This window comes from Nonomuraea sp. NPDC001699 (genome assembly GCF_053596455.1).
In genome coordinates this window covers 275,637-287,266 of record NZ_JBSFGF010000002.1, presented here as the reverse complement: position 1 = coordinate 287,266, position 11,630 = coordinate 275,637, and the positions used below count along the sequence as shown (strand labels likewise).

The 11,630-nt window shown below is 73.4% G+C and carries 9 protein-coding genes; 3 read left to right on the top strand and 6 right to left on the bottom strand.

The features are described 5' to 3' along the window. Positions 1 to 17: 17 nt before the first annotated feature. Genes nirD through ACWCSU_RS06830 form a run of 5 tightly spaced genes read right to left on the bottom strand, consistent with a single transcriptional unit; the run spans position 18 to position 7,473 of the window. A complete protein-coding gene (gene nirD, locus ACWCSU_RS06850) occupies positions 18 to 338 on the bottom strand; it encodes a nitrite reductase small subunit NirD (protein WP_357698349.1) in 321 nt (106 codons plus the stop codon). Continuing rightward, positions 335 to 2,761 (bottom strand): nitrite reductase large subunit NirB, encoded by a 2,427-nt coding sequence (gene nirB / locus ACWCSU_RS06845; RefSeq protein ID WP_449934082.1) that lies wholly within the window; start codon positions 2,759 to 2,761, stop codon positions 335 to 337. The genes nirD and nirB overlap by 4 nt, the downstream gene beginning before the upstream one ends. Continuing rightward, on the bottom strand, positions 2,758 to 4,152 hold the full coding sequence (locus ACWCSU_RS06840; RefSeq protein ID WP_449934080.1) for an FAD-dependent oxidoreductase: 1,395 nt from the start codon (positions 4,150 to 4,152) through the stop codon (positions 2,758 to 2,760). Before ACWCSU_RS06840 ends, nirB begins: the two co-directional genes overlap by 4 nt. Then, the gene (locus ACWCSU_RS06835) at positions 4,149 to 6,161 is read right to left on the bottom strand and encodes a molybdopterin oxidoreductase family protein (RefSeq protein ID WP_449934078.1); all 2,013 of its coding nucleotides are present in this window, start codon (positions 6,159 to 6,161) and stop codon (positions 4,149 to 4,151) included. Before ACWCSU_RS06835 ends, ACWCSU_RS06840 begins: the two co-directional genes overlap by 4 nt. A 1-nt stretch (position 6,162) precedes the next feature. Then, entirely contained in the window at positions 6,163 to 7,473 is a 1,311-nt protein-coding gene (locus ACWCSU_RS06830; protein ID WP_449934076.1) for an MFS transporter, read from the bottom strand. 214 nt (positions 7,474 to 7,687) lie between these two features. Here ACWCSU_RS06830 and ACWCSU_RS06825 point away from each other — a divergent pair, with 214 nt between their 5' ends. Further along, on the top strand, positions 7,688 to 7,978 hold the full coding sequence (locus ACWCSU_RS06825; protein ID WP_357698359.1) for a hypothetical protein: 291 nt from the start codon (positions 7,688 to 7,690) through the stop codon (positions 7,976 to 7,978). 62 nt (positions 7,979 to 8,040) lie between these two features. Here ACWCSU_RS06825 and ACWCSU_RS06820 read toward each other — a convergent pair whose 3' ends face one another. After that, the gene (locus ACWCSU_RS06820; RefSeq protein WP_364090458.1) at positions 8,041 to 8,508 is read right to left on the bottom strand and encodes a GNAT family N-acetyltransferase; all 468 of its coding nucleotides are present in this window, start codon (positions 8,506 to 8,508) and stop codon (positions 8,041 to 8,043) included. Positions 8,509 to 8,631: 123 nt separating this feature from the next. Between ACWCSU_RS06820 and ACWCSU_RS06815 the strand changes: the two genes are divergently transcribed. Beyond that, positions 8,632 to 10,554, top strand: a complete 1,923-nt coding sequence (locus ACWCSU_RS06815; RefSeq protein WP_449934073.1) for a hypothetical protein — start codon at positions 8,632 to 8,634, stop codon at positions 10,552 to 10,554. 86 nt (positions 10,555 to 10,640) lie between these two features. Then, complete coding sequence (locus ACWCSU_RS06810) at positions 10,641 to 11,618, top strand: aldo/keto reductase (protein WP_357698365.1); 978 nt, start codon at positions 10,641 to 10,643, stop codon at positions 11,616 to 11,618. Positions 11,619 to 11,630: the final 12 nt, after the last annotated feature.

The window sequence follows — 11,630 nt, the reverse complement described above, 5'->3', positions numbered from 1 at the left end:
GCCCGTGGCCTGATCGGCTAAACGCTGACCTCCACCCGCCCGCCCGCCACCCGTACGGCGTACACGGGCACCTGGACGGCCTCCTCGTCCAGGCAGGTCCCCGACACCAGTGAGAAGACCTGCTTGTGCAGCGGCGAGGCCACGGTGGGCTCGCCCCGCCTGGTGCCGACGATGCCGCGCGAGAGCACGTACGCGCCGCTGAACGGGTCGAGGTTGTCCAGGGCGTGCACGTGCCCGTCGTGGGTGCGGAACAGCGCCACCTGCCGGCCGCCGACCAGCGCGCAGACGCCGCGCTCCGGCAGCAGGGCCGCGTACTCGCAGACCGCGGTCCAGCTCATCGGGCCGTCACCGGCCTGATCTGGCCGCGCTCGGCGGCGAACACGATCGACGGGTCGGGCACGCCGGGGGCGTTGACGAAGCTGACGAACCTGCCCAGCTTCTCCGGGTCGTCCAGGGTCGCCGCCCACTCGTCGGCGTACGTGGCGACGTGCTGTTCCATCTGGGCGTCGAGGTCGGCGCAGATGCCGAGAGAGTCTTCCATGATCACCTTCCGTAGGTGGTCGAGGCCGCCGTCCAGCGACTCCAGCCAGGCGGCGGTGCGTTGCAGCCGGTCGGCGGTGCGGACGTAGAACATCAGGAACCGGTCGACGGTCCTGATCAGGTCGTCGGTGCTCAGGTCGGTGGCCAGCAGGTCGGCGTGGCGGGGACGGAAGCCGCCGTTGCCGCCGACGTATAGGTTCCAGCCCTGCTCGGTGGCGATGACGCCGAAGTCCTTCGATCTGGCCTCGGCGCACTCGCGGGCGCAGCCGGACACGGCCGACTTGAGCTTGTGCGGCGAGCGCAGGCCGCGGTAGCGCAACTCCAGGGCGATGGCCAGGCCGACCGCGTCCTGGACGCCGTAGCGGCACCAGGTGGAGCCCACGCAGGACTTCACCGTGCGCAGGGCCTTGCCGTAGGCGTGGCCGGACTCGAAGCCGGCGTCCACGAGCCGCCGCCAGATGTCCGGGAGCTGTTCGACGCGGGCGCCGAACAGATCGATGCGCTGCCCGCCGGTGATCTTCGTGTAGAGCCCGAAGTCGCGGGCGACCTCGCCGATCACGATGAGCTTGTCCGGCGTGATCTCACCGCCCGGGATGCGCGGGACGACCGAGTACGTGCCGTTCTTCTGGATGTTGGCGAGGAAGGCGTCGTTGGTGTCCTGCAACGCGGCCCGTTCGCCGTCCAGCACGTGCCCGTTGTGCAGCGAGGCCAGGATCGAGGCCACGGCCGGCTTGCAGACGTCGCAGCCGCGCCCCTGCCCGTGCTCGGCGACGAGCCGGGAGAACGTCGTGATCTTCCGTACCCGGACGATGTCGAACAGCTCGGCCCGCGAGAACGCGAAGTGCTCGCACAGCGCCTTGCCGACCTCGACGCCGGAGCTCTCCAGCAACTGCCTGAGCATCGGCACGCAGCTCCCGCACGTGGTGCCCGCCCGCGTGCACGCCTTGAGCCCCGGCACGTCGGTCACGCCCAGGCCGGTGACGGCGTGCCGGACGTCCCCCGCGCACACGTTGTTGCACGAGCAGACCTGGGCGTCGTCGGGCAGGTCGAGCCGCGCCCCCGAGCCGCTGAACAGCAGGTCGGAGGGCGGCGCGGGCAACGGCTTGCCGACGAACGGCCGCAACGCCGCGTACGGCCCCGCGTCCCCCACGCAGATGCCGCCGAGCAGGGTCCGGGCGTCGTCGCTGATGAACAGCTTCTTGTAGACCCCGGCCACCGGGTCCATGTAGGTGACGTCGAGGGCGCCGTCCATCGCGCCGAACTGGGCAACCTCGACGCCGAGCAGCTTGAGCCTGGTGGACAGGTCCGCGCCCGCGAACGAGGACGTCCCGCCCGTGATCCGGTCGGCGGCCACCTCGGCCATCGTGTTGCACGGCCCGGCCAGGCCGTGGACCATGCCGCCGGCCAGCGCGCACTCCCCGATCGCGTAGATCGACGGGTCGGAGGTACGCATCCCGGCGTCCACCACGACGCCGCCCCGCTCGCCCACCTCCAGCCCGCACGCCCTGGCCAGCTCGTCGCGCGGCCTGACGCCCGCCGAGAACACCACCACCTGGGCCTCGATCAGCGTGCCGTCCGGCGTGCGCAGCCCGGCGACCCGGCCGTCCGGGCCGGTGACGACCTCCCGGACGCCCGCGCCGGCGTGCACGCCCAGCCCGAGGGCCTCGACGTGGCCCCTGAGCACCGCGCCACCGCCCTCGTCCACCTGGCGCGGCATCAGCCAGGGGCTCATCTCGACGATGTGCGTCCGCAGGCCGAGCGTCCGCAGCGCGTCGGCCGCCTCCAGGCCGAGCAGGCCGCCGCCGACCACGACGCCTTCGGCCGCGTCGGCGGCCGCCGCGCGGATGGCGTCCAGGTCTTCGATGGTGCGGTAGACGTGGGCGTGCTCGCGTCCGGGCACCGGCGGCACGAACGGCGCCGACCCGGTGGCCAGCACGAGCACGTCGTACGGCTCGGCGGCCCCGCCCTCGACGGTCACCGTCCGCGCCTCCCGGTCGACGGCGACGGCGCGGCTGCCCAGCCTGGTCACGGTCCCGGCGGGCACCGGATAGGTGAGGTCGGCCACGCTGGTCCCCGACAGGTACGAGGTCAGCGCCACCCGGTCGTAGGCCGGACGCGGCTCCTCCCCGATGACGGTGACCCGCCCGTCGAAGCCCCGGCCCGCCAGGGTCTCCACGAAGCGGTGCGCGGCCGGGCCGTACCCGACGACGACGATCCTCATACCGGAACTCCTTCCTGCTCACACAGCCAGCCGACGATGCCCTCCACGGCGTCGCGGCAGGTGCCGCAGCCGGTGGTCGCCCTGGTGGCGGCGGCCACCCCGGCCACGTCGCGGGCGCCGGCCTCCCAGCACGCCCGGATGCGTCCCTTGGTCACGTCGTTGCACCGGCAGACCACGGCGGCGTCCGGCATCAGCACCGGGCTGCCGGCGACAGGCGCCGACGACAGGCCCGGGAACAGCAGCCCCGCGCGGTCGCCGGGCACCGGGCCGCCGCGGTCGAAGAGCTGGGTGAGGGTGCCGACGGCGTCGCTCTCGCCCAGCAGGATCGCGCCCACCAGCCGCCCGTCGCGGATGACGAGCTTGCGGTAGGTGCCGCGGGCGCGGTGGCTGAAGCGCACCACCTCGGCGTGCTCCTCGCCGAGGTGCGTCTCGCCCATGGCGGCCAGCTCGACGCTCTCGGCCTTGAGCCTGGTGACCAGCCGGGAGCCGCGATAGCGGGCCTGGCCGCCGGTGATCACCTCGGCGGCCACGGCGGCCTGCTCCCAGGCGGGGGCGACCAGGCCGTACACCGTGCCGTGGTGCTCGGCGCACTCGCCTATGGCGAAGATCGAGGGGTCGTCGGTGCGCAGCTCGTCGTCCACGACGACGCCGCGCCGCACCTCCAGCCCCGCCTCGGCGGCGAGCCCGGTGACCGGGCGCACGCCGCAGGCCAGGACGACCAGGTCTGCCTCGACCAGCTCGCCGCCGGCCAGCCGGACGCCGTCCGGCTCGACCGCGGCCGCGCTGACGCCGGTTCGGGTCGCCACGCCGAGCCCGGCCAGGGTCTCGCCCAGCACCTGGCCCGCCTCGGCGTCGAGCTGGCGTTCCATCAGGTGCCCGGCCAGGTGCAGCAGCGTGACCGGCAGGCCGCGCCCGGCCAGGCCGCGGGCGGCCTCGACGCCGAGCAGCCCGCCGCCGACGACGGCCGCCCGGCGCGCCCGCCCGGCGGCCTCCATGATCCGCTCGCAGTCCTCCAGCGTGCGGAACGGGACGGCCCGCCCCGCGCCGGGGAGCGGCGGCACGACCGCCTCGCTGCCGGTGGCCAGGACCAGCACGTCGTACGGCTCGCGCCGCCCGTCCGCGGTCACCACGTGCCTGGTGTCCCGGTCGACGCGGACGACCTCCGCGCCGGGCACGGCCTCGACGGCGTGCGCGGCGTACCAGGACGGATCGAGCAGGCGCACCTGGTCGGGACGCGAACCGCCGGCCAGCACGTCCGACAGCAGCACCCGGTTGTACGGCGGCCCCGCCTCGGCCCCGAACACGGTCACCCGCATCCGCGGGTCGCGCGCCCGCACCTCGCTGACCAGGCGCGACCCGGCCATTCCGTTCCCCACGACGACGAGCCTCATGACTCCCTCTCCACCCTGACCGCGCAGACCTTGAACTCCGGCATCCCGGAGACCGGGTCGAGCGCCGGGTTGGTGAGCCGGTTGGCGCCCTCCCAGTGGAAGGGCATGAACACGGTGTCGCGCCTGATGGCGTCGCTGATCCTGGCCACCGCCCTGCTGTGGCCCCGGCGGCTGCTGACCCGCACCAGGTCGCCCGCGGCGACGCCGAGCTGCTCGGCCAGGTCGGGGTGCAGCTCCACGAACGGCTCGGGGGCGGCCCGCACCAGCGACGCGATCCGGCGGGTCTGGGCGCCGCTCTGGTAGTGGGACAGGATCCGGCCGGTGCTCAGGTACACCGGGTAGTCCTGGTCGGGCTCCTCCGCCGCGGGCCGGTGCTCGACCGGGACGAACCTGGCGCGGCCGTCCGGGTGGGCGAAGCGGTCCAGGAACGGGCGGGGCGTGCCGGGGTGGCCGGCGGACGGGCAGGGCCAGAAGACACCCGTCTCGGCGGCGATGCGCTCGTAGGTGATGCCGGAGTAGTCGGCGACGCCGCCCGCGGTGGCCCGGCACAGCTCGTCGAAGACGGCGGCCGGCTCGGCGTCGAAGCGGTGCCCGAGCCTGGCGGCCAGCCCGGCGACGACGTCCAGGTCGCTGCGGACGCCCTCCGGCGGCGCGACGGCCCGGCGGCGGAGCAGCACGCGGCCTTCCAGGTTGGTCATCGTGCCGTCCTCCTCGGCCCACTGGGTGACCGGGAGCACCACGTCGGCCCGCGCCGCGGTCTCCGACAGCACCACGTCGGCCACCACCAGCAGGTCCAGCCCGGCGATCCGGCCGCCGACGCGCGCGGACCCCGGAGCCGAGACCACCGGGTTGGACCCGAACAGCAGCAGCGCCCGCGGCCCCCGCGGGGTGCCGAGCGCGTCCAGCAGCTCGTACGCCGACCGCCCCGGCCCCGGCAGGTCCTCGGCCCGCACGCCCCACACCTCGGCGACGTGCGCGCGGGCGGCCGGATCGTCGATCCTGCGGTACCCGGGGAGCTGGTCGGCCTTCTGGCCGTGCTCCCTGCCGCCCTGGCCGTTGCCCTGGCCGGTCAGGCAGCCGAAGCCGGAGCCGTACCGGCCGGGCAGTCCGAGCGCGAGGGCCAGGTTGACGTACGCGGTGACGGTGTCGGTGCCCTTGGCGTGCTGTTCGGCGCCGCGTCCGGTCAGGACGTAGGCGTTGCGGGCGGCGGCCAGCGCGCGGACGGCCTGCCGCATCCGGTGCACCGGCACCCCGGTGACCCGCTCGACGCGTTCGGGCCACCAGGAGGCCAGCGAGGTGCGCACGTCGTCGAACCCGGTGGTCCTGGCGGCGACGTAGTCGGCGTCCACGAGGTCGTCGGCGATCGCCAGGTGCAGCAGCCCGAGCGCGAGGGCCAGGTCGGTGCCGGGCGCGGGTTGGAGATGCAGCCAGGCGAGCCCGGCGGTCGGGGTGCGGCGCGGATCGACGACGATCAGCCGCGGCCCCGACAGGTGGCGGACCAGCGGCGGCATGGTCTCGGCCACGTTCGCGCCGGCCAGCAGCACGACGTCGGCGTCGTCCAGGTCGGTGACCGGGAACGGCAGGCCCCGGTCCAGGCCGAAGGCGCGGATGGAGGCGGCGGCGGCCGAGGACATGCAGAAGCGGCCGTTGTAGTCGATCTGGCTGGTGCCGAGCGCGACCCGGGCGAACTTGCCGAGCTGGTAGGCCTTCTCGTTGGTCAGGCCGCCGCCGCCGAACACGGCCACGGCGTCGGGGCCGTGCTCGGCGCGGATCCCGGCCAGCCGGTCGGCGATGTGGTCGAGGGCGGCCTCCCACTCCACCGGCTCGCCGTGCAGCAGCGGCGTCGTCAGGCGTTCGCCGTTGGTGAGCAGCTCGGCCGCCGTCCATCCCTTCTGGCACAGCGCGCCGGGGGCGTTGGCCGGGATGTCGGTCCTGGGGCTGATCTCCAGCCCCGGCCCGATCTCCATGCCGCACTGCAGCGCGCAGTAGGGGCAGTGTGTCCTGGTCATGTCAGACCTGGGCGTGAGCGAGGTTGGCGACGACCTTGACGCCGACGGTGCGCGTGTAGCACCACCAGGTCAGCGCCAGGCAGGCGGCGTAGAAGGCGGCGAAGGCCAGGAACGCCGGTGCGGGGGTGCCGGCCGAGGCGTAGGCCATCCCGAAGGCCCGGTTGACGAGGAACCCGCCGAGCGCGCCGACCGCCGAGATGATGCCGATCGCCGCCGCGGCCTGACGTCTGCCGTGCAGCAGGGCCTCCTCGCCGGTGCCGCGCTCGGCGACCGCCTTGGCCTGGAAGATCGCCGGGATCATCCGGTACGTCGAGCCGTTGCCGATGCCCGCGGTGAGAAACAGCAGCTGGAAGGCCAGGAAGAACAGCCAGAAGCCGCCGGAGGCGCCGGCGAGCCACACCAGCAGCACCCCGGCGCCCATGGCCGCGAAGTTCCACTGCGTCACCGGCGCGCCGCCGAGCCGGTCGGCCAGCCAGCCGCCCACCGGCCTGACCAGCGAGCCGAGCAACGGCCCGGCGAACGCCACCGCCGCGTACGGCGCATCGGGGAACAGGCTCTTGCTCAGCAGCGGGAACGCCGTCGAGTAGCCGATGAACGACCCGAACGTGCCGACGTACAGGAAGGACATGATCCAGGTCTGCGCCCGTCCTGCCACCGCGAGCTGCTCGCGCGGCTCGGCCCTGGCGCCGGCCAGGTTGTCCATGAAGAACCACGCGCAGGCCGCGGCCACCACGATGAACGGGATCCAGAACCACCCGGCGGCGGCCAGTCCCAGCGAGCCGATCACCAGCGGCACGACGAGCTGCACCGAGCTGACCCCGATGTTGCCGCCCGCCGCGTTCAGCCCGAGCGCCAGCCCCTGCCGGCCGCGCGGGTAGAAGTAGGTGATGTTGGCCATGCTGGAGGCGAAGTTGCCGCCGCCCACCCCCGCCAGCGCCGCGATCACCAGGAACAGCCAGTACGGCGTCCCGGGATCGTTCACCGCCACCCCGAGCAGCACGGCCGGGACCAGCAGCAGCACCGCGCCGGCCACGGTGAAGTCGCGCCCGCCGAACCGGCCGGGCCCGAACGTGTAGGGCACCCGCAGCGCCGACCCGACCAGGTTCGGCAGCGCGACGAGCCAGAAGAGCTGGTCGGTGGAGAAGTCGTAGGCGCCCATCCTGGTGGCCACGACGCTCCACAGGGTCCAGACGGTGAACCCGAGGTGCTCGGCCACGATGGAGAAGACCAGGTTGCGCCGGGCGACGTGCCTGCCGGTCCGCTCCCAGAAGGCCGGGTCGTCGGGGTGCCACTCGGTGATCCAGCGCGCCATCACTCTCTCCTCCGCTCGGCGTCGGGAGCACCACGGTAGGAAGGGCGCGTTACGCGTTCCGGCAGCCGCCGGCGGTGTGCCGGTTACAGGTGATTCACCGCTGTAACAAGGCGCGCACAACCGTCACCTGCGAAACATGCCGGACATGAACGCAGTTCTCGCTGGTTACGCGGTCTTCCCCGGGGTAACAGCACTCATGGCAAAGGGGGGAATAATGATCAAGAAGCTGCACCAGATGGGGATCAAGTCAGGCCACATGTACGCCGCGGGGCTGGCGTCCATCGGCCTGTCCTTCTGTTCCTGGATGATCTCCAAGAACAACGAGGGCGCGGGCCTCGACCGCGCCGACCGGTGGGGGATCTTCATCGGCGAGTGGGCGCCCACGTTCTTCGCGATGGGCGTCGCGCTGCGGATCGAGGAGACCCACAAGGACCTCGAAGAGCAGGGCACCGAGATGTTCGACAGCACCCAGGGCCAGCGGTCCAGGTCGCACGTCGGCGTGTGACGGGAGGCCGCGCAGGTCATGCCGGGGGGCGACCTGCGCGGCACGCCTGGCCGCCGGCGGGCTCAGCGCGACAGCCGTTCCAGCGGCTCGTCGGTCAGCCGGTACTTCAGCCACTCGTCCTGCCGCACGGCGCCGAGCTTGTCGTAGAAGGCGATGGACGGCTCGTTCCAGTCGAGCACCGACCACTCCAGGCGCTGGTAGCCGCGTTCGGCGCAGATCCTCGCCAGCTCCGCCATCAGCGCGCGGCCGTGGCCGCCGCCCCGGTGCTCGGGGCGCACGTACAGGTCCTCCATGTAGATGCCGTGCACGCCGCGCCAGGTGGAGTAGGTCAGGAACCAGATCGTGAAGCCGACGGGCTCGCCGTTCTCCTCCGCCATGTGGGCGAACGCGGCGGGCCGCTCGCCGAACAGCGAGTCGCGCAGCATGTCCTCGGTCACGCGGACCTCGTGGACGGCGTTCTCGTACGCAGCCAGCTCACGGATCATGCTCACGACGGCCGGGACGTCTTCTGGGGTGGCGGGGCGAATCATGCGCACAGGGTAACCAGCGCATTCGGTTGAACCGTCCACCGCCCCCGCACGTCGTTACAGCAGAACGGTATTCGGGGGACCGTCTGGAAGCTCAGCCCGGATGACCGAATGGGGACGGAAACCGTGGGCGTTTTAGAGGAGCTGAGGGTTCGCCTGCCCTCGTGTCCGGACATCAGGCTCGCGCTCGTGCTCGGTGAGCGCGCTTTGTACGTGAACGGGGATCTGCAGACCGCCAGGCGCTGGTTCGACTCGGCCTACCGGCAGGCCGAGTCGTGCGGCGACGTGCCCGCCCTGGCCAGGGCCGCGGTCGGCCTGGGCGGGGTGTGGGTGCAGGAGCACCGCACGTGCGCGGAGTCGGAGATGGTGCGGGCGCGCCAGCGGCACGCGTTGTCGCTGGTCGACCCGTACTCGCCGCTGGCGCTGCGGCTGCGGATCAGGATGAGCGGGGAGGAGGACTACAGCGCGGGCGAACACGAGGAGATCCTGCGGCTGGTCGAGCGTGCCAGAAGCGCGGGCGAGCCGGCGGCGCTGGCCGAGGCGCTGAGCCTGGCCCACCACTGCCTGCTCGGCCCGGAGCACGGGTCGGCGCGGCTGGAGCTGGCCAGGGAGCTGATCGGCCAGGCGGCGGTCACCGGGCGCAGGGGCGACCTGCTGATGGGCCTGCTGTGGCGGACGGTCGACCTCTACCTGGCCGCCGATCCGCACGCCGGACGCTGCCTGGAGGAGTTGCAGGGCCTGCTGGCCGAGCACGACCACCTGGCGGTCGGGTTCGTGACGGACGTGATCAGGGTGATGCTGGCCATCAGGGCGGGCCTGTTCGACCAGGCGGAGAAGATGGCCGGCGACTGCTTCGAGCGTGGCCTCAAGGCCGGCGACATGGACGCCACCGGCTGGTACGGCGGCCAGATCGCCGCCATCCGCTGGTACCAGGGCCGCACGGCCGAGCTGCTGCCGGTGCTGGCCGACCTGGTCAGCTCGCCCACGCTCAGCCCGGTCGACAACTCCTACCTGGCGGGCCTCGCGCTGTCCGCGGCCACCTCGGGCGACCGCAGGGCGGCGGCCGGCCACCTGGCCCGGCTGCGCGGCCGGGACCTGGCCGACCTGCCGAGGTCGAGCACGTGGCTGTTCTCGATGTACTGCGTCGTCGAGACCGCCCACCTGCTCCAGGACGCCGCCGTCGCCGCCGAGGCGTACGCGCTGCTGCTGCCGTTCGCCGCTCTGCCGGTGGTGGCCAGCCTGGGCGTGCTCTGCCTCGGCTCGGTGCAGCACAGCCTCGGCATGGCCGCGCTCACGACCGGCGACGTGGACCGGGCCGCCGGGCACCTGGCGGAGGCCGTACGGGCCGATCTCGCGCTCGGCCACTGGCCCGCCGCGACGCTGTCGCGCTGGCGGCTCGGCCAGGCGCTCGCGCTGCGCGACGGGCCGCAGGACAGGACGGCGCGGGCCGCCCAGAGCACCGCCGCGCAGGAGGCCAGGGACCTCGGCATGGTGCTGCCCGCCGTGGTCGGCCGGGCGACCGGGGCGCACGGGGCGTTCCGGCTGCGCAGGCACGGACGGCACTGGCAGGTCGAGCACGGGGGGCGGCTGGTGGTGGTCGAGCACAGCGTCGGCATGGGTCACCTGGCGACCCTGATCGCCAATCCGGGGCGGGAGATCCTCGCCGCCGACCTGGCCGCGGGCGCGCCGGCGCAGGAGAGCGAGCCCGCCTCGGCGCAGCCGGTGCTGGACGACCTGGCCAGGGAGACCTACCGGCAGCGGCTGAGCGAGTTGCAGGAGGAGATCGACGAACTGGAGGCGATGAACGACATCGAGCGGGCCGCCGCGCTGCGGCTGGAGCGCGAGTGGCTGGTGGCCGAGCTGTCGGCGGCGACCGGGATCGGCGGGCGGGCGCGGCCGTTCACGGGCACGGAGGAACGTGCGCGGATCGCCGTCGGGAAGGCGATCAGGCGGGCGATCTCCCGCGTCTCCTCCGCCGACCAGGCGCTGGGCGAGGAGCTGCGGGCCACCGTGCACACGGGCGTGCGCTGCAGCTACCGGCCCCGCTGAAGGCGAGCCGGGCGCGCCCCCGCGGCGCGCCCGGACCTCACCGTCCGGGACACTGGTCGCAGCAACCAGACGAACGGACAAACAGCATGGAACATCGCACACTCGGACGTACGGGACGCCAGGTCGGCGTCGTGGGCCTCGGCGCGTGGCAGCTCGGCGCCGACTGGGGCGAGGTGAGCGAGGACGAGGCGTTCGCCACCCTGGAGGCGGCCGTGGAGGCGGGCGTCACCTTCGTCGACACCGCCGACGTCTACGGCGACGGCCGCAGCGAGCAGATCGTCGGCCGCTTCGCCAAGGCACATCCCGGGCTCACCGTGGCCACCAAGATGGGCCGCAGGGTGGCGCAGGTCCCGTCCAACTACGTGCTGGACAACTTCCGCGCCTGGAACGAGCGCTCCCGGCGCAACCTCGGCGTGGACACCCTCGACCTGGTCCAGCTCCACTGCCCGCCCACCCCGGTGTACTCCTCCGACGCGGTCTTCGACGCCCTGGACACGCTGGTCGCCGAGCAGAGGATCGCGGCGTACGGCGTCAGCGTGGAGACCTGCGAGGAGGCGCTGACCGCCATCGCCAGGCCGGGCGTGGCCACCGTGCAGATCATCCTCAACGCCTTCCGGCTCAAGCCGCTGGAGCGGGTCCTGCCCGCCGCCCGCGCGGCCGGGGTGGGCGTCATCGCGCGTGTCCCGCTGGCCAGCGGCCTGCTGTCGGGCCGCTACGACGAGCACACCGTGTTCGCCCCCGACGACCACCGCACCTACAACCGGCGCGGCGAGTCGTTCGACGTCGGCGAGACCTTCTCCGGCGTGGACTTCGGCACCGGGCTGGAGGCGGTGCGCAGGCTGGCCGGGCTGGTGCCCGAGGGCGCGTCCATGGCCCGGTTCGCGCTGCGCTGGATCCTCGACCAGCCCGGCGTCTCGGTCGTCATCCCCGGCGCGCGCAACCCCGGCCAGGCGCGTTCGAACGCCTCCGCCGCCGACCTCGGCCCGCTTCCCGGAGAGACGCTGGACGCCGTGCGGTCGGTCTACGACGAGCTCATCCGGCCGCAGGTCCACGATCGGTGGTGACCCGTTGACGGT